The following is an 18,609-nucleotide window of genomic DNA, read 5'->3' as shown; positions in this document are numbered from 1 at the left end:
TCGATGGAACCGGACCTCGGCAACCCGCACTGGACCGCGATCGTCGGCGGCAACTGGCCCGCCATCGCGCCCGCGGACTGGAACGCGCTGGCCCGCATCGCCGAAGCGGGCGCGGCCGGGCTCGACCCCGGCGCGGCCGAGCAGCACCGCCGCGCCTTCGAGGAGCGGGTGCGCTCCAGCGCCGGGCTGCACCTCGCCAAGGACGAGCTGCTGCGCCAGCGCGGCACCCCGCAGGCCTTCGCGGACGCGCTGCTCGCCACCGCCGCCGTGCTGCGCGACTTCGCCGACCTCGTATACCGCACCAGGAACCGGATTCTGGACATCGTGGACCGGTCCACCGCCCGGATCGCCACCGCGAACCGCTGCGCCGCCGACGCCGAGGACGAGGCGACGGCGAACGAACAGCGGGCCCGCATCCCCGGGCTGATCGCCGAGGCGCGGGACGAGGTCGACGAGGTGGCGCGGGCCGCGCTGCGGGAGACCGGGCCCTCCGGGTTCCCCGGGCTGCAGATCATCGCGGAGCTGCTCGGCATGCCGGGGCCGTGGGTGCCGGGGAGTCCAGGCGCGGTGCGGCGGCCGGGGCGGGAGCCGTGGCACCGCGGGCCCGGGCGCCGGCGGGACCGGAGGCCGCCCGAGCCGGGGACCGATCTTTCGGTGCCGGTGGCGTTTCCGCTGCCGGAGGCCGGTGCGGAAGTACCGGTTTCCCAGGTCCCGGTGGAGTTCGGGGCCGGAGATCCGGTTCCCGTCGTCCCGAGCGGGTTCGAGCCGACCGCGGCCGCGCCGGACGTGGCCGCGCCCGGTGCGCCGGGGCCCGGCGCGCCGGTATCGGGCGGGGCGGGGCCCGGCGGGGCCGGGTACGGGCCGGCCGTGGCCGGGCCCTACGACCGGTCGGGTGCCGGGCCGGGCGGCGCGCCGCACCCCGGTGCCAACGCCGGGGAGGACCTGGATCGAAGCGGGCCCGCTGTGGCCGCCGCCCGGTCCGGGCCGGGGGAGCGCGCGGTGGGCTTCGACCCCGCGACGCTCGCGGGCGGTCCCGGTGCCGAGACCGCCGACCCCGCCCGGTTCGATACCGGATCCGCTCCCGGCGCAGTGCCGTTCGGGGCCCTACCGGCGTTTCTCGCGCAGTCCGGAGCGCCCGGCGCCGGGCTCCCCGGGTCCGGAGCAGGCCGCGTCGGTGCGCCCGGTCCCGGCGCCGGTTCGGTCGGTGCCGGGGCTTCCGGGGCCGGTTCGGCGGGTGCCGGTTCCGGAGCGGCCGGTGGCAGCGGTGCCGCGGGTTCGTCGACAGGCGGCACCGGGCAGGGGGCCGGGCAAGGCGGCCGGTCCGCCGGCGCGGCAGCGGCGGACGGCCGCACCCTCGGACCACCCCGCGTCTCCACCGGCCAGGGCGGCCCGGCCTCCCCCGGACCGCTCCCGCCCATCCCGCGCGGCCGCTCCGGCCGCTCCGGCGGCAGCGACGACCTGATCCGCGAGACCGTCGGCGCCGCCATGCTCTTCGCCGCCGAACCGTCGTTCGTGCTCGGCGAGTGCGTCGACGGCGACCTGGTGCTCGCCCGCACCCTGCTCGCGGGCATCCGCGCCGCCACCCCGGAGGTGCTCGGCGTCTCCTGGGCCGTCGCCGTGCTGCGCCGACCGTCCGGCGTGAGCGCCTTCGTCACCTCGAACGAGGGGCGGGGCTGGCTGCCCGCCGGGCTGTACCTGCCGCGCGAGGTCTCCACGCCGTGGGTGTGGGAGATCGCGGAGGGGTTCGCCTGGGAGGGCATCGCCGACCCGGCGCGGGTGCTCGCGGAGTTCGGGCTCGCGCTCGGCCGCCGCTCCGGGGCCAGGCTCTCGGCGCTCGCCTCGTCGGCGCGGATCGCGCCCGCGCTGCGCGGGCAGCTCGGCGAGGTGGCGCTGGCGGGCGAGGTGCCTGCCTCGGCCGCGCTCGACCTCACCGCCGCCCGGCCCGGGCTCACCGACCGGCTCGGCCTGACCGGCGCCCCCGCGCTGCTGGAGCGCGCCGCCGCGGTGCCGGAGCCGGAGCTCGGCGCGCGCTGCCTGAGCGCGGCGCTGGACGCGCACACCGGGGTGGGCCGCAGGCGGCTGCACGCACCGGAGGCGCTGGACGCGCCCGCGCTGCGGCAGCGGATCCTGCTCGCGCTGCGGCACCGGCAGCCGGTGCCCGAGCAGTGGTGGGCCGAGCTGCGCGACGCCGACGACCTGATCGCCGCGGCCGTCCCGGCCCGCCGCGCCGACGTCGCGCGGATTCCGCTCGGCGAGCTGCGCGCCGAGACCCCCGACGGGCGCTCCGGGCCGGAGCGGGCCGCGCTGCGCGCCCTTGCCTTCCAGCGCCGCTGCGACGAGCTGGTGCTGTTGCTCGCCGGACCGCCCGACCGGCAGCGGCTGCGCGACGCGATCTACGTGCACGCCCAGGTCATCGGGCATCCGGACTATGCGGCCCGGACCGGAATCCCCACTGGTGGGAATCGCTGAAAATGAGTTGATCGGTACGGGAAAGGATCTGAGCAGGCATGCCGGAAAGCATGAACATCGACCCTGCGGTGTTGCGCCAACTGGCCGCGCAGCACGACCGGATCGCCCAGGACACCAGGGAGTGGGGGAAGCCGCCCGCCGAATGGCTGGCGAACTTCCTCCCCACCTACGGCAAGATCGCGCAGCCGGTCTACGACGCGCTCGGCCGGTACTACGACGCCAGGCAGCGGGCCGCGGAGAACCTGGCGCGGGAGCACGACGACACCGCCGCCGCGCTGCGCGCCTCCGCCGACACCTACGAGCAGACCGACGAGGACCTGGCCGCGCGGACCCGCACCGCGGGCGCGGAGGTCAGCGAGTCGACCGGCACCCCGTCGATCTCCGGCCCCGCCCCCGTGACCGCCGACACCGGCCAGTCGCCGGTGTCCGCGGCACCCGCCGCGCAGCCGTCCGGTGAACCCGTGCACGCCGCGCCGGCGACCAACGGCAGCGCCCCCGCCGCGGCCGCGGCGGGCGGCGCGGGCTCCGACGGCGCGGCGCCGTCCGGCGCCACCGCGACCCCGGTCACCCCGCCCACCCCGGTCACCGCCATGGGCGCCGACACCGGCGGCGCCGACCGCGCGACCGGGCTCGCCCCGGTGCACACCGACCAGGCAACGGCCCCCGCGACCGGCTCCGGCGTGACCGCGGCGCCCGGAACCGGTGTCGTCCCGCCCGTTCCGCTCGCGCCGCTCGCCGCCGGAGCCGACGAGCGCAGGCCGCAGAACGGCGCGAACCGGGCCGACGCGGTACCTGGCGCGCCGGTGCCGACCCCGTTCGCGGCCGCCGTCGCGAACGCCAAGCAGGACGCCGCCGAGCCCGGCCACGTCGTCGGTGCCGCGCTCGACGACGACCTGGTGCTGGCCAGGACGCTGCTCGCCGGCGTGCTCGCCGCCAGCGAGACGGCGGTCGGCACCACCTGGGCCGTCGCCGTGCTGCGCGGCCCCGCCGGGGCAGGCGTCTTCATCACCAGCAACGAGGGCCGCGGCTGGCTGCCCGCCGGGCTGCACCTGCCGCGCGAGATCTCCACCCCGTGGCTCTGGGACGCCCTGCTGGAGACCCCCGAGCACGGCGGCTCGCCGTGGGAGGGAATCGCCGACCCGGCCCGGGTGCTCGCCGAGTTCGCGCTCGCCTGGGGCGCCAAGGCGAATGCCGGGCTCTCCGCGCTGGCCTCCTCCGGGCCGATCGACCCCGGGCTGCGGCTGCGGCTCGGCAGCACCGCCATCGCCGACCACGTCGCTCCCGCCTACGACCTCGACCTGCGGGTCCCCACCCCGGACACCACCGACCGGCTCGGCCTGGCCGGCTCCATCGCCGGCCTGGAGAGCGCGGCGGCCGTGCCGGATTCGCAGCTCCGGGCGCACACCCTGGAGCTGGCGGTCACCGCGAACGCGGCCACCGGCCGCGCGGGCCGCACCCCGCCCGACGCCCGCGCCGCGCGGCAGCTGCGCGAGCGGATCCTGGTCGAGCTGACGGCGGGCGGCACCGTCCCGCGCCGGCTCTGGGACGAGCTGCGCGACGCCGACGACCTGCTCGCCGCCTCGATGCTGGCGCAACGCATCGACGTCGGCCGGGTCGAGCTCGGCGAGCTGCGCGTCGACACCGTGACGACGCTGCTGCGCGACCTGGTCTTCGAGCGCCGCTGCACCGAGCTGGTGCTGCTGCTGCAGGGCGAGCCGACCAGGCAGACGCTGCGGGACGCGATCTACGCGCACGGCCAGATCGCCGAGCATCCGCAGTTCACCGCGGTCCCGGCCGCGGTCTCGGTGCCCGAGCGGGTCGCCGTGCCCGCCGGTGCCGCCACGCCGGGCGCGGTCACCGCACCCGCTGTCGCCGGGCCGCCCGCTGGCGCGGTCGCCGCCCCGAGCACCCCGCCGCCGGAGCGGTCGGTCTGATGGCTCCGCCGAAGGCACCCGAGCCGAAGATCGACGACAAGGTCGTCGCCAAGGGCGACACCCCCGGAAACGGTGTCGATGCCGGGGGCGCGATCCTCTCCGGCTCCCCGATCAAATCCCAAGACGGCAAATACCAGTTGTCCCTCGACAACGGCAATCTGGTGCTGACCGGGCCGCACGGCGTGGTCTGGGAGTCCGCGACCACCAACACCAACCCGTCCACCGACCGGGGCAGCGGCAATATCCTGGCTGCCTCGATCGGCCCGGACGGGCAGATCATCCTCAAGGCCGACGCCTACTACCAGTCGCTCCCGGTCTGGGCGACCGACAAGGTGCCCGGCGCGGTCCGGCTCCAACTGAACAACGACGGCAGCCTGGTCTTCCTGGACAAGGACAACAAGCCGATCGGCACGGTCGCCGGACCCGACCCCGATCGCGGCCTCGACTGGCACCTGCACCACCCGTACGGCGCATCGGCCAACCTGGACAAGCACATCGACATCTGCGAGAACTTCCTGATCACCGCGTGCGCCAGGGAGCTGTGGGGCAACGGCAAGGAGACCGACAACCCCTCGCTCGACCAGCTGCTCACCGATGCCGGGCTGCAGGGCACCTGGATCGACTCCAGCATGACCGACCGCTACCAGGGCAAGACCGACCGGCTCGACAAGGTCAACGCCGACCTGTACCAGAAGGTCCAGCAGGTGCACGTCACCACCACCGACCTCTCCGCCAAGTCCGCGACGGCGCTCAAGGCGATCGAGGCGCGGGTCGACTCCACGAACGAGAAGCTGTTCGCGCCGCGCCGGGCCTATCAGGTGCCCGAGGTCGTCATGGACACGCCGATGGAGATCAAGTACGACGACAAGGGCAATGTGGTGGGGGACCCGAAACTCCCCCCGGCCACCGAGGACTTCCTGCTCGGGGTGCTGCACGATCTGGTGCACTTCGTGGAGAGCGAGATCGGGAAGGTCAGCGATGCCGCCGACGCGGGCGGCAAGGACGTCGACGACAAGGAGCCGAAGTACGGCGGCGAGAACAACGGCAACGGGCAGTACAACGGCGGGCAGTACGGCGACACCTCCGGTGGCACAACGCCGCCCGGTGCCGGAACCCAGGATTTCAGCGGCCTCTACGGCGACCTGCTCGGCACCGACACCGCGCTCGGCACCGATCCGCTCGGCGCGGGCTCCGGCGGCTCCAACAAGATCGTCGACCTGCTGAACTCGGCGATCGAGGAGATCGAGGGCGGGGCGGGTTCGGCGGGCGGCGGGACCGGCGGCGCCACCGTGGCCGGCGGCGGGGGAACGACCGGCGGCGGTTCCTCCGGCGGCGGGGCGGGCTCCGGCATGAATCAGATGATGCAGCAGCTGCCCATGATGATGATGATGCAACAGATGATGCAGTCCATGTCCCAGGGCCGCGATCGCGACCGGGACCGCGACCGCGACCGCGAAGAAGAGGACGAGGAGAAGCGGGAGCCGGAACCGGGGCAGGACCCGAACGCGCCGGTGCAGCAGGTGCAGAACCCGGTCACCGCCCCGCCGCCGGGAACGGTGACCGCCGACCCGGCTGCCCCGCCGCCGGTGGTGCTCGGCAACAAGTCCATGGTCGACGTCCAGCTGCCGACGAAACCGCCGAGCACGCAGCAGGTTTCGCAGGTGGTGGCGGAGGCGATCCAGCGCGAGCTGAACAACCCCAACGGCAGCGACGCCAGGGCCGCCTACGTGGGCACGCCGGGCGAGTCGTCGGCCGCCAATCCGTGGACCGTTGTGGACGGCAACGACGTCCGGACCGGCGATGTCGCGCAGTGGCGGGACCACACCGGGCTCGTGGTGGTGGTCGACGGGGTGCCGCACATCGTCGCCGACGGGCAGATCGTCCCGCTCGACCCGAACAACCCGGCCGATGGCGAGTTCCTCGGCTTCGCCCGCCCCGGCGGTGCCGGGATCGGCGAGCAGGCCGTGCCCGGCGCCGGGGAGGCGCCGCCGATCCCGGCCACCCCCTCGACCCCGCCCGTCCCCATGCCGCCGGCGGTCACCGCACCGCCCCCGGTCAGCGTCACCATCTGACGCGGGGGTGCCGCACCTCGGCAGCGCTCGCCCCACACCGCGCGCCCGGCCGGGTCGTCCAGGACGCCCGCCATCATGGGGGTGTCGAAGAACGTGGGGTGCACCGCGGCGCGGCGCCGCCGGCCCGCGCGCAGCACAGCGCCTGCGCTGCCTCGGACCGTCGGGACGGGACCTAGACCACCGCGGTGGGGTCCGGGATGGGCTCGGCGATCACCGGCTGCGGCGGCCCGCCCGGCTGCCCGGCCTGCACGGTCGGATCGGAGCCGGTGGCGTTCGGATCGGCCGTTCCGGCCGGATCCTTCTTCGCCTCCTCCTCTGCTTCCTTCCGCTTCTCCTCCTGCTGCTCGAGCAGCTCCGGAATCTGCGAGATCAGCGGCATCGCCGCCATGGGCAGCATGGCGAGTATCGGCAGGATCCCGCCGAGCCCCCCGTCGCCACCGCCACCGCCGCCACCCGACGCGGCCCCGCCGGTCGACACCTGCTTGGCGCCGCCCCCGCTCTTGTCCCCGCCCGCCATGTCCTCGTTGAGCTTGGCGACCGCCTCGACCTTGTCGTAGACCGCGTCGACGGCGTCCGCCACCTTCTTCAGCAGCGCCTTCTCCTGCGCGGGCTGCAGTTTCGCCTTGCCTGCGGCGGTGAGCGCGGCGTTCAGCTCGGCCACGATCGTCTTGATCGCCCGCAGCGTCTCGTTCTGCTCGGCGGCGACCACCACCGAGGTCTTCAGCACCTGGGTGTCCAGGGTGAGCAGGGTGGTCTGGCGGGCCTGGACCGCGGTGAGCGCCTTCTCGTACTCGTCGACGCCCTTGCCCTTGCCGATGTTCTCCAACACCACCGGTTGCAGCAGGTCGTCGACCTTGGGCGGCGGCTTCGGCATGCCGCGGCCGAGCAGGTCGACCGCGGTCTGGATGGCGATCTCGGCCAGCGCGACGAAGGCGAGCAGCCCGGGCGAGCCGCCCGGCGGCCGCACCAGCTTCACCGGCCAATAGTTCTTGCCCGCGGCGAGCGTCATCAGCGGCGTCGCGGCGATCGTCGCGGCATCCTCGGTGCCGGTTTTCGCGGCGTCGACGGCCATTACGAACCACCTTCCTCGAATCCCGTTCATTCTCCCGGCTTCTCCCCGATGGGAATGCGGGCAAAACCGGGCACCCCCAGGATTGGGAATGGTCGCGAGCCCGGCCTCTCCACAATGAGCGGATGCGAATCGAGAGATGGTCCGCACCGCGCGAGGGCGAGCCGGTCGAATGGCGCCGACGCTGAGCGGCGATGTGGACGGGGTGCTGCGCTCGATGCTCGAGCTGTACGGCGCGGGCAGCCCCGACGCGAACCGGGTGGCCGGGCCCGCGTACGCGGCGGCGACCGATGGCTCCCGGGTGGCGGGCGCGGCCGCGGCGGGGTACTCGCACGCCGAGGGGATGCGCAGCTCGATCGCCGATTCGCACAGCAGACGCGACGGCGTGGTCGGCACCGCCGTCGGGGAGTCCGGCGACGGCACCGTGCACGGCCGCTCCCGGCTGACCGACCAGCTCGCCGACTTCCGCAGCCGGGTGCAGGCGCTCGCCGCGCTCGGCGGGGCCAGGTTCTCCGGCCCCGCGCTGCTCGACGCCGCGCACACCACCGTCGGCAACGCCGTGCGCCAGGTCGACGCCGACGTGGCCGCCGCCCGCAAGCAGGCGGCGCAGATCATGCCGCCGGACGTGCCGCTGCAGAAGTTCACCCGCGCCCCCGCCTCGCGGCGCAGGCGCAACCGCTCGCGCTCCGCCCACCGCTCGCGCTCCCGCACCGGGACCGCCACCCGCTCGGGCCGCGGCAGGAACCCGGTCGTGCCGGGGACGTTCCGCGACGACGGCACCGCGGGCAGCGCCGCCGTGCAGGCGGCCTTCGGCCAGATCGGGCTGGACTACGTGTGGGGCGGCGGCGGCGCGAGCGGCCCGACCGGCGGCGGCTTCGACTGCTCCGGGCTGACCCAGTACGCCATCGCGCAGGCCTCCGGCGGCGAGGTGATCCTGCCGCGCACCACCTACGACCAGATCTACAGCGGCAGGCAGGTGCCGATCGATCAGGTGCAGCCGGGTGACCTGGTGTTCCCGAAGGATTCGTTCAGCGCCCGCGGGCCCGAGCACGTGCAGCTGGCGGTGGACCGCAACACGGTGGTGGAGGCGCCGACACCGGGTCAGAAGGTGCAGCGGACGGCCATGCCGGACGAGGCGATCATCATCCGGGTGCTGCCCGCCGGGGGAGCCGGGCGTGCCGATCGAGATGCCTGACGAGGCCGCCTTCCTGCTCGACCTCATCGGCGTGCCGTACCCGGCGCCGGACGAGGACGGCGTGCGCGCGCCGGTGCGGCACATCGACGCCGATGCGGTGCGGCACCGCGTGCGGCTGCTCGAGGAGCTGCTCCGGCAGGTGTCGGTGCTCGCCGGGGTCGTCGCGGCACTGGACCGCGCCGGAAGCGGGGTGGTCGCGAAATCAGAGACCGGCGCGCCTCCGCTCGCGAGTGCGCCGTCACCCGAAGACGAGGGAGCGGAGGGGAAACGGGCGAAGCACACCCCCTGGCGCAGACCCCCGCGCACCCCGGCGAATGTCGAAACCCCCGTGACCGGGCAACGCCCCCGCACCCCCTGGCGGACCCACCGCCCCGCACCGAGCGTCACCGTCCCCTCGGTCCGCTCCCGCGACGAGAACGGCTGAACCCCGGAAACGCCGACGGAGACCGGTGGCGTCCGACACCACCGGTCTCCGCGGTCGGAAGCGGGATCCGCCCGCGTCCTGAGAGGGGTTCCGGTGGTTACCGATGCCGTGCCGGCGTCACCGGTAACCGCCGGTGTGCGGATCGGCAGGATGAGGGTCTGACCGATCCGCCGCAAACCTTACACTTGAATAACGGCACATGCAACGACGTACACCTATGAGACGTCATATAACTGCTTCCCAGCCGTGGGAAGCGCGCGGCGCCGGTCGACCCCGGCCGGAACCTATCGTTCTCGCAGGCGAGATCGGCGGAAGGAAAATCCGAGTTGTCAGCGGCCGAGGACGCGTTCTACACCGGGGTTCAGAATCTGGGACTGGTCACCGGTGCGGCGCGCAATGAAGAGCATGCGAGGGCCGCGTTCCGGGCGGCCACCGATCTCGATCCGGATATGTGCGATGCCTGGCTGGGCCGGGCGATGGCGGGCGAGGTCACCCCGGAGGTGATCTACGGCGCGTTCCGCTCGGTGCACAACCTGTACCGCGATCAGCAGCGCGCCGGGCTGGTCGACCGCGCGCTGTGGTGCCAGGTGGAGATCGGGATGTACGGGCTGCGGGTGGCGATGGCCGACCGCGACCAGATCTCGGTCGCGCAGGCCTGCTCCTACGCCGCGGACGGCGAGTGGGCCGAGGCGGCCACCATCCTGGAGAGCGTCCCGAGCGACGACATCGCCGACTTCGTGCGCATGTCGCTGTACTTCCGCACCAAGCGCTGGCCGGACGTGCTCGCCGCGCGCACCGCCCGCCCGGTGCTGGAGGACGGCCTGCTCGACATCGCCGCCGAGCTCATGGCGGCGACCGCGCTCGCGCACACCGGCCGCACCGGCGAGGCGCTCTCCCGGGCCCAGCGCATCGTCGACGACAGCCGCTCCGGCAACCTCTCCTACATCTGGGCCGACGCGCACTACCTGCACGGCATGCTGCTGCGGCACAACGGCGACCACGAGGAGGCCGACCGCATCCTCGGCGGGCTGCGCAGCTCGGCGCTCTGGCCGGACCGCCCGGAGTGGCAGCAGGCGCTGCAGGACAAGGGATTCCGGCTGGAGGTCGCCACCGCCGAGATCATCGCCTCGCGCACCGACGTCTGGGATCCGTCCACCGGTCTGGACCCGGCGGAGGCAGCGGCCTCGGCCGCGAAGGCCGAGCGCGACACGCTGCTCACGGAGGCCTCCGAGCTGCTGCAGGCGCAGATCGGCATGGACTCGGTGAAGGAGCAGGTGGACCGGCTCAAGTCCGGAGTGCTGATGGACCAGGTGCGGGCCAAGCGCGGCCTTGCGGTGGACGCCAGGTCGCAGCACCTGATCTTCTCCGGCCCGCCCGGCACCGGCAAGACCACGATCGCGCGGGTGATCGCGAAGATCTTCGCCGGGCTCGGCGTGGTGGAGAACGCCGACGTGATCGAGGTGTCCCGCAACGACATGGTCGGCACCCACCTCGGCCACACCGCGCCGAAGACCAACGCGCTCATCGACTCCGCGCTCGGCGGGGTGCTCTTCATCGACGAGGCGTACACGCTGATCCAGGAGGGGCTCTCCGGCGGCGACGCCTTCGGCAAGGAGGCGGTGGACACGCTGCTGGCCCGGATGGAGAACGACCGGGACAAACTGGTCGTCATCATCGCGGGCTACGAGGACCAGATCGACCGCTTCCTCGCCTCCAACGAGGGGCTCGCCTCGCGCTTCACCAAGCGGATCCGGTTCGCCAGCTACGAGGCGGACGAGCTGGTCCGGATCGCCGATCACATCGCGCGCAAGAAGGATTCGATCCTCTCCGGCGAGGCGCGCGAGGCGCTCCGCGAGCGCTGCGCGCACCTGGCCGCGAACCGGAAGGACGGCCGCAGGCTGATCGACCTGGCGGGCAACGGCCGCTTCGTGCGCAATGTGGTCGAGGCCGCCGAGTCCGAGCGCGACTACCGCTTCACCCGCACCAATATCGACGTCCTCGCCATGACCGACGAGGAGCTGATGACCATCGACGTGCTCGATGTCGCCGGCGCGCTGGAGGGCCTCGCCCCGGTGGCGCGGGCGTGAACCGGCGCCCGGCGCCGCGGGGGGAGTGAGCGGTGGCGCGCTTCCGGGTGGTGACCAAGCACCAGATCTCCGGGTGGCGGTTCCTGCTGCGCCGCATCGAGCACGCGCTGGTGCGCCGGGACGCCTCGATGATCGACGACCCGCAGCGCGGCCGCTCCACCGCGCTCTCCATCGGGGTCGCGCTGGCCTGCGTTGTGGTCGCGGGCGCGGCGGTGCTGTCGTTCTTCAAACCGGCGAAGAAGGTCGCGGACGCGAAGATCGTCTCCGAGAAGGACTCCGGCGCGCTCTTCGTCCGGATCGGCGACCGGCTGCACCCGGCGCTCAACCTGACCTCGGCGCGGCTCATCATCGGCTCGGCGGACAAGCCGGTCCCGGTCTCGAAGGACGAGCTGGCGAAGTACCCGCGCGGCCCCTGGGTCGGCATCCCCGGTGCTCCGGGCACCATCGCCGACAACGCCGAGCGGGATTCCTCCTGGACGGTCTGCGACACCTCGCGCAGCGGCGCCACCGCCCAGGTCGACCCGAGCACCGGGCTGCCGACGGCGCGGCTCTCCGCCCCGCACACCACCGCGATCGGCGGCCAGCTCACGGTGGACGGCACCGTTGTGCGCGGGCTCGCCGCGGACGAGGCCAGGCTGTTCCGCGACGACACCACCACCTGGCTGGTCTACACCGACGGCGAGCGCGGCGTCGTGCGCGCCGCCATCGACCCGAAGAACTCGGCGGTCGCGCTCGCCCTCGGCATCGATGCCGCCGCGCCGGTGCTCGCCGTCTCGAAGGGGCTGATCGGCGCCATCCCCGAGGCGCCGCCGCTGACCGTGCCGGACGTGCCGGGGGCGGGCGAGGTCGTCACGCTGAACTCCGGGCTCACCATCCCGGTCGGCTCGGTGCTCACCACCTCCGCGCCGGACCAGCCCGCCGCGTACTACCTGGTCGCCAGGGACGGCCTGGTCCGGGTGACGGCGCTGCTCGCCGCCGTCGTCCGCAATGCCGACGCGCACGGCGCGGCCTCGGCGCGGACCATCGGCCCCGACGTGCTCGCGGCCAACCTGCGGCCGGGCACCTGGCCGGGCACCGCGAGCTACCCGGCCAAGCCGGTGCGGCTGGTCGACCCCGAACGGATCGGGGTGAGCTGCTACCACTGGTCGCGCACCGACCGCGACCCGGCCGCCGTCACCGAGCTCCTGGTCGGCACCGGGCTCCCGCTCTCCGCCGATGAGCAGCGCCGCACGGTCTCGCTGGTGACCGCGCCCGCCTCCGGCGGCAGCACCGCCGACGCCGCCCACCTGCCCCGCGACACCGGCCGGTTCGTGCAGGTGACCGGCGCCGACACCGGGTCGCCGCTGCGCGAATCGCTGTACTGGATCTCGGACAGCGGGGTCCGCTACGGGGTCGAGGCCGCGCTCACCGGCAGCGGCACCGATCCCACGCTGACCGCGCTCGCGCTGCGCACCCCGGTGCCCGCGCCCTGGCACATCGTCTCGCTGTTCGCCGTCGGGCCGACGCTCTCGCAGCGCGACGCCCGCGTCATGCACGACGGCATCCCACCGGATCAGCTGGTGGCCGGCTTCGGAGGTCCGTCGTGACGGTGACCCGCCGCTTCGTGCGGCCCGCCCGGATGGTGCGCGGGCCGAAGGTGCCCGCGGTGACCGAGCTGCGCCTGCAGCCCCCCACCGAGCTGCCGAAACCGGTGCCGCCCTCGCGGCTCAAGATGATCATGCCGGTGGTGATGGTCGCGGCCATGTGCGGCATGGTCGTGATCATGGTCCGCGGCGGCGGCATCGGCAGCTCGCCGATGGCCATGCTCTTCCCGGTCATGATGATGGTCTCGATGTTCGGCATGATGGGCGGCTCGATGGCGGGCAACTCGTCCGGCGGCGCGGCGAGCCTGAACGAGGAGCGCAAGGACTACCTGCGCAGCCTCACCGACAACCGCAGGACGGTGCACGGCTCCGAGGCCGAGCTCTTCGAGTTCCTGCAGTACACCCACCCCGGCCCCGCCGCGCTGACCAGGCTGATCGGCGGCAAGCGGATGTGGGAGGTGCAGGTGGCGCACCCGCAGTTCCTGCGGGTGCGGGTGGGGCGCGGGCGGATCGCCAACCAGGTGCGGGTGATCGTGCCGGAGGCGGCGCCCACCTCCGACCTGGACCCGGTCGGCGTGGTGGAGCTGACCCGGTTCGCCAAGGCGTACTCGACGGTCGGCGGGATGCCGGTCGCGATCAACCTGCTCTCCGCGCCACAGCTCGGCCTGGAGGGCGACCCGGAGGCGGTTGCCGGGCTGGTCAGGGCGATGATCGCCGAGGCCGTCGTGCTGCACGGCCCGGACCAGGTCGCGGTGGCCGCCGTCCTCACCGACCCCGACGCCGAGCACTGGGCCTGGCTCAAGTGGCTCCCGCACACCCAGCACCCGGCCGACACCGACGCCATCGGGCCGGGCCGGATGATCTACCGGACCGTGAGCGAGCTGCGCGCCAAGGTCCTCGCCGGGCTGAACCGCGGCCCGTTCTCCGCCAACTCCCAGCCCACGCTGGACCGCCAGCACTACCTGCTGCTGGTGGAGACCGCGGGCGCCGCCACCGACCGGGACATCTCCGGCACCGACGGCTGCACCTGGATCCGGATCGGCGCCGCCGAGCAGTACCTGCCGCGCGCGCTGCGCTTCACCGTCGCCGCCGACGGCGCGCTGCGCGAGCTGAGTGCGCGCGGGCCGCGCCCGGTCGGCACCGCCGACACCATGTCGGCGCCCGCGGTGCGCGCGCTCGCCCGCACCCTCTCGCCGTACCGGCTGACCACCGTGGTCGAGGCGGTCGCCGCCGAGCAGGCGGGCACCGGGACCAGCTGGGAGGAGCTGGTCGGGATCGCCGACCCCGGCGACATCCGGGTGCTGCGGCAGTGGCCGCAGCGCCGGGACGCCGACCGCACCCGGCTGAACATTCCCTTCGGCCACGACCCGGCAGGCGGCATCGTGCACCTCGACATCAAGGAGTCCGCCGAGGAGGGGATGGGGCCGCACGGCATGTGCATCGGCGCCACCGGTTCCGGCAAGTCGGAGTTCCTGCGCACGCTGGTCCTCTCGGCCGTCGCGACGCACCCGCCGGACCTGCTCAACCTGCTGCTCGTCGACTTCAAGGGCGGCGCCACCTTCCTCGGCTTCGACCGGCTCTCGCACGTCACCGCGGTGGTCACCAACATGGAGGAGGAGGCCGATCTCGTCACCCGCATGGAGGACGTGATCAACGGCGAGATGGCCCGCCGCCAGCGCATCCTGCGCGACGCGGGCAACTTCGCCAGCGTCGCCGACTACGAGCGGGCCAGGGAGCAGGGCGCCGAGCTGGCCCCGCTGCCGACGCTGCTGATCATCCTGGACGAGTTCGCCGAGCTGCTGGAGCAGTACCCCGGCTTCGCCAAGCTCTTCGTCGCGATCGGCAGGCTCGGCCGCTCGCTCCGGATCCACCTGCTGCTCGCCTCGCAGAAGGTGCCCGCCAACCGGATGGGCGAGCTGGAGGCGCACCTGTCCTACCGGATCGCGCTGCGCACCAACCAGACCAGCGATTCCCGCGACGCCATCGGCACCGCCGACGCCTACCACCTGCCGAAGAAGCCGGGCGCCGGGTACCTGCGGGTCGGGGCGGGCGAGCTGCAGCGCTTCCAGGCCGCCTACGTCGGCGCGCCCTACGCGGCGCCGGTGCAGAGCGCGGCAGGCGCGCAGCGGGTGCGGCGGGCGGGCGGCGGTTACCGGCCGCCGCAGCTCTTCGTCTCCGGGGTGATCGCCGAGCACCGCCCCCCCGCCGTCGAGCCGGAACCGGTCGCGCCGGAGCCGGAGTCCGGCGACCCGGTGACCGTGATGGAGACGGCGCTGCAGCAGCTGGCCGGGCACGGCAGGCGGGCGCACGCCATGTGGCTGCCGCCGCTGCTGGTCCCGCAGACCCTGGACCGCATGGTCCCGACGGTGCAGCCGGGCGCGCTGCAGCTGCCGGTCGCGCTGGTCGACCGGCCGCGCCAGCAGCGCCAGGACATCTGGTCGGTCGATCTGGCAGGCGCGGGCGGGCACGTCGCCGTCGTCGGCGGGCCGCAGTCGGGCAAGTCGACCACGCTGCAGACCCTCGTGCTCTCCGCCGCGCTGACGCACACCCCGGAGCAGGCCCAGTTCTACTGCCTCGACTTCTCCGGCGGGCTCGCCGGGCTGCGCAGGCTGCCGCACGTCGGCTCGATCGCCTCGTCCCGCGACGGCGACCGGATCCGGCGCACCTTCGCGCTGCTCACCACTCTGATCGCGAGCAGGCAGATGCTCTTCGCCGAGCTCGGCATCGACTCCATGCGCGAGTTCCGCAGGCGGCGCGGCACCGCGGCGGGCGCGGCCGAGCTCGCCGCCCGCGGCGACCAGCACGGCGACGTCTTCGTCGTGGTCGACGGCTGGGACATCGGCTTCGCGGTGAACGGCCCGTACTTCGACGAGTACCTGCCGCTGATGGAGTCGATCGCGCTGCAGGGGCTCAACTTCGGCGTGCACCTCATGGTGAGCAGCTCGCGCTGGGTCGCGATCCGCCCCGCCGTCAAGGACCTGCTGCAGACCAGGATCGAGCTGCGCCTCGGCGACCTCACCGACACCGTGTTCGGCAATCACCGCGCCGCGGTCGCCGCGGTGCCCGCCGAGCGGCCCGGCCGCGGCATCACCGCCGACGGGCTGCACATGCTGGTCGCGCTGCCCCGGGTGGACGGCTCCGGCGACGTCGAGACCGCGGGCGCCGGGCTGGCCGCCGCGGTCGACCTGCTCGGCGCGCAGTACCGGGAGCGGCACGCGCCCGAGGTCAAGCTGCTGCCCGCGCGGGTCACGCTGGCCGAGATCGGGGCCGGGCTGCCCGCGCCCGCCACGCCGGCCGAGCGGCTGCGGGTGCCCTTCGGCATCCGGGAGTCCGACCTCTCCGCCGCCAGCATCGATTTCGGCGTCTCGACGCACCTGATCGTGCTCGGCTCCTCCGGGTCCGGGAAGTCGACGGTGCTCGGCGCGCTGCTCGCCTCGATCCGGCAGCGCTTCGACCCCGCGCAGGCCAGGGTGCTGCTGGTCGACTACCGCAGACAGCACATGGACGCGCTGCCGGAGGAGCAGCTGGTCGGCTACCTGACCAGCGAGCGCGACGCGGTCGACAACCTGCCCGCCTTCGCCGAGCGGATGCGCGCCCGCCGCGCGCCGGACGGCGTCACCTCGCAGCAGCTCAGGGAGCGCTCGTGGTGGAGCGGGCCGGAGATCTTCGTCGTCGTTGACGACTACCACATGGTCGCGCAGCGCGGCGCGCGAAATCCGCTGGAGCCGCTGAAGGATCTCATCGTCGACGGCCGCGACACCGGATTGCACGTCGTGGTCGCGCGCAATGTCGCGCAGGCCGACACCGCGATGTACGACAGCGTGCTCGGCCAGATGAAGAATCTGAACTCCTCCGGATTCATCATGGACGGCTCCAAGCTGGACGGCATTCTGATCGGCGACGTGAAGGCGACCAAACAACCCGTCGGCCGCGGAATTCTGGTCGAGCCGCTGCATTCCCGGAAGGACCTCGTGCAGTCCGCGTGGATTCCGCCGGACGAATTCCCAGAGTTGGGAATGCCTTAACGTTCTGTTTGTACCGCCCGGTACGGGTCGACACCCCCGCTTCACTAGGAGTTCTCATGACTGTCGACGTAACTCCGGAACATCTCGTCGTGACCAGCGGTGGTCTCGCCGCCGCCGAAGCCGCGCTGAGCGCCGCGCTGGAGGCGACGCACGCGGCCACCACCACCGCGCTCGCCGTCACCGCCACCCCGGAACCGGTCATGGCGGCCTGCGGGATGGTCTTCCAGTCCTTCGAGATTCCGTTCGCCGGCTGCAACCAGGGCGGCGCCACCTATCTGCGCGACGGCCACCAGGTCCTGCTCCCGGTGAGCACCGGGTACGAGACCACCGATATCGCGGGCGGCGTCTCGACCGCCGCCGCGGGCGCGCGTTTCGGCAAATAGGCCGATTCGAGCGCGGAAGGAATCGGAGGCATCATGCCATTGCTGGGATTCGGCGCGCTGCCGCCCGAGGTGAATTCCGCCCGGATGCTGCTCGGCCCCGGCCCGCTGCCGATGGCGGCGGTGGCGGAGTCGTACGCGCTCGCCGCCGTCGCGCTGATGACCATGGCGGCCGAGTCCGCGGGGGCGATGGGCGCGCTGGAGACCACCTGGCGCGGCCCGGCCGCGAGCCGGGCGCAGCGCGCCTTCCGCAACCACTCGACCTGGCTGGAGCAGCAGGCCCAGGTCGCGGCCGCGGCCGCGACGAGCGCGGCGGCGGTGGCCGAGGCCTGTGCGACGGCCGAGTTCGCGATGCCGCCGCTCGGGGTGATCCTGGCCAACCGCGCCGCGTCGGCCGCCCTCGCCGCCAGCAACTCGATGGGGCAGAACGCGCTGGCCATCGCCGCGAACGAGGCGGTGTACCTGGCGCTGTGGGTCGATGCGGCCATGGTCATGGAGGCTTATGCGGCGGCGGCGCTGAGCGCCACCGCGGCACTGCCGCCGCCGGTGCCACCGCCGCCGATCACCACGCTCGGCATCGGGTACGAGGCGCTGCAGACCTTCGGCGAGCTGGCAGGCGACGGCATCGGCGGCACCGACGACACCGGCGTCCGGCTGGAGAAGCTCGCCGACACCGGGGGCGGCGGTGACACCGGCGGCGGCGACAACGGCGGCGGCGACACCGGGCCGAAGGACGTCACCCAGCCGGGCGACCCGGGGGCCAACCCCGGCACCGACATCACGAACCCGCCCACCGAACCGCCGCAGGCGCCGGGCGATCCGGCGCAGGCGCTCGGCGACGTCGAGCGCGCGGGCGCCGGGCTGCCCGACTCGCTGGCGGACGCGGGCTCCGGCGGCGGCGAGGTACTCGACCAGCACGGCTTCCTCGGCACCTCGCCGTACTCCAGCACCCTCGCCGCGCTGAACGGCGGCGCGCTCGCCACCGCGGGCGGGCTCGGGCTGATCACCGGCGGGCTCGGCGCGCTGGCCGGCTCCGCCACCGGCTTCCGGATGCCGCGCACCTGGACCCCCGGCGCGGGCACGGCCTTCGGCGCCGCGCCTGCCGCGCCGTCGGCGGCCCCGGTGAGCAGGCAGGCGCCGCGCGGCGTGACCGCGCCGCGGGCGACGATGCGCAGGCGTCGGGACGAGGAGCGGGACGGCGATGTGGCCGTCTACGTCCCCGGCGGCGATCTCGGTGTGCCGCTGCTGGAGGAGATGCCGGTCTTCGGCGTCATCGAGTACGACGAGGACCCGCAGGAGGACCGCTTCGCCGCCGACCGGCAGTACTCGGTCGGCGTTCTCGAATCGGCCTACGACCACTAGAGAGAGGAA

General features: G+C 73.9%; 11 protein-coding genes. 10 read left to right on the top strand and 1 reads right to left on the bottom strand.

Going from position 1 to position 18,609, the window contains the following annotated elements; genetic code table 11:
- Positions 1–3: 3 nt before the first annotated feature.
- From ACFUJ1_RS19460 to ACFUJ1_RS19450, 3 genes are read left to right on the top strand one after another with little or no spacing between them, the layout of a single operon-like run.
- Positions 4–2,469 (top strand): hypothetical protein, encoded by a 2,466-nt coding sequence (locus ACFUJ1_RS19460; RefSeq protein WP_378647452.1) that lies wholly within the window; start codon positions 4–6, stop codon positions 2,467–2,469.
- 38 nt (positions 2,470–2,507) lie between these two features.
- Complete coding sequence (locus tag ACFUJ1_RS19455) at positions 2,508–4,403, top strand: type VII secretion target (RefSeq protein ID WP_378647450.1); 1,896 nt, start codon at positions 2,508–2,510, stop codon at positions 4,401–4,403.
- Entirely contained in the window at positions 4,403–6,475 is a 2,073-nt protein-coding gene (locus tag ACFUJ1_RS19450) for a hypothetical protein (RefSeq protein ID WP_378647448.1), read from the top strand. Before ACFUJ1_RS19455 ends, ACFUJ1_RS19450 begins: the two co-directional genes overlap by 1 nt.
- A 172-nt stretch (positions 6,476–6,647) precedes the next feature.
- Here the strand turns inward: ACFUJ1_RS19450 and ACFUJ1_RS19445 are convergent, their stop codons facing one another.
- A complete protein-coding gene (locus ACFUJ1_RS19445; RefSeq protein ID WP_378647447.1) occupies positions 6,648–7,547 on the bottom strand; it encodes a hypothetical protein in 900 nt (299 codons plus the stop codon).
- 169 nt (positions 7,548–7,716) lie between these two features.
- On the opposite strand from ACFUJ1_RS19445, the gene ACFUJ1_RS19440 reads away from it, so the two are divergent.
- The 7 genes from ACFUJ1_RS19440 (at position 7,717) to ACFUJ1_RS19410 (ending at position 18,600) form a co-directional block, all read left to right on the top strand.
- Positions 7,717–8,739, top strand: coding sequence for a C40 family peptidase (locus tag ACFUJ1_RS19440; RefSeq protein ID WP_378647445.1), 1,023 nt, complete (start codon positions 7,717–7,719; stop codon positions 8,737–8,739).
- The gene (locus ACFUJ1_RS19435) at positions 8,720–9,163 is read left to right on the top strand and encodes a hypothetical protein (RefSeq protein WP_378647443.1); all 444 of its coding nucleotides are present in this window, start codon (positions 8,720–8,722) and stop codon (positions 9,161–9,163) included. The genes ACFUJ1_RS19440 and ACFUJ1_RS19435 overlap by 20 nt, the downstream gene beginning before the upstream one ends.
- Positions 9,164–9,489: 326 nt before the next feature.
- Positions 9,490–11,250, top strand: a complete 1,761-nt coding sequence (gene eccA, locus ACFUJ1_RS19430; protein WP_378647441.1) for a type VII secretion AAA-ATPase EccA — start codon at positions 9,490–9,492, stop codon at positions 11,248–11,250.
- Between the two features lie 32 nt (positions 11,251–11,282).
- Positions 11,283–12,836: a type VII secretion protein EccB gene (gene eccB / locus ACFUJ1_RS19425; RefSeq protein ID WP_378647438.1), complete on the top strand. Its 1,554-nt coding sequence runs from the start codon at positions 11,283–11,285 to the stop codon at positions 12,834–12,836.
- Positions 12,833–16,858 carry a type VII secretion protein EccCa gene (gene eccCa, locus ACFUJ1_RS19420; protein ID WP_378647436.1) on the top strand — a complete coding sequence of 1,342 codons (4,026 nt, stop codon included), beginning with the start codon at positions 12,833–12,835 and terminating at the stop codon, positions 16,856–16,858. Before eccB ends, eccCa begins: the two co-directional genes overlap by 4 nt.
- A gap of 56 nt (positions 16,859–16,914) precedes the next feature.
- Complete coding sequence (locus tag ACFUJ1_RS19415; RefSeq protein ID WP_378647434.1) at positions 16,915–17,241, top strand: hypothetical protein; 327 nt, start codon at positions 16,915–16,917, stop codon at positions 17,239–17,241.
- A gap of 33 nt (positions 17,242–17,274) precedes the next feature.
- Positions 17,275–18,600 (top strand): PPE domain-containing protein, encoded by a 1,326-nt coding sequence (locus tag ACFUJ1_RS19410; RefSeq protein WP_378647432.1) that lies wholly within the window; start codon positions 17,275–17,277, stop codon positions 18,598–18,600.
- The last annotated feature ends 9 nt before the right edge of the window (positions 18,601–18,609 follow it).

This window comes from Nocardia sp. NPDC057227 (genome assembly GCF_042669725.1).
GTDB classification, from domain to species: domain Bacteria; phylum Actinomycetota; class Actinomycetes; order Mycobacteriales; family Mycobacteriaceae; genus Nocardia; species Nocardia asteroides_A.
The sequence above is the reverse complement of the archived record's forward strand: the minus strand, read 5'-3'. Positions and strand labels throughout refer to the sequence as shown.

Excerpts from the sequence above, each read along its gene's own strand:
- ACFUJ1_RS19460 (WP_378647452.1), top strand. The coding sequence starts at position 4 with ATGGAACCGGACCTCGGCAACCCGCACTGGACCGCGATCGTCGGCGGC.
- ACFUJ1_RS19455 (WP_378647450.1), top strand. The coding sequence starts at position 2,508 with ATGCCGGAAAGCATGAACATCGACCCTGCGGTGTTGCGCCAACTGGCC.
- ACFUJ1_RS19450 (WP_378647448.1), top strand. The coding sequence starts at position 4,403 with ATGGCTCCGCCGAAGGCACCCGAGCCGAAGATCGACGACAAGGTCGTC.
- ACFUJ1_RS19445 (WP_378647447.1), bottom strand. The coding sequence starts at position 7,547 with ATGGCCGTCGACGCCGCGAAAACCGGCACCGAGGATGCCGCGACGATC.
- ACFUJ1_RS19440 (WP_378647445.1), top strand. The coding sequence starts at position 7,717 with ATGGCGCCGACGCTGAGCGGCGATGTGGACGGGGTGCTGCGCTCGATG.
- ACFUJ1_RS19415 (WP_378647434.1), top strand. The coding sequence starts at position 16,915 with ATGACTGTCGACGTAACTCCGGAACATCTCGTCGTGACCAGCGGTGGT.
- ACFUJ1_RS19410 (WP_378647432.1), top strand. The coding sequence starts at position 17,275 with ATGCCATTGCTGGGATTCGGCGCGCTGCCGCCCGAGGTGAATTCCGCC.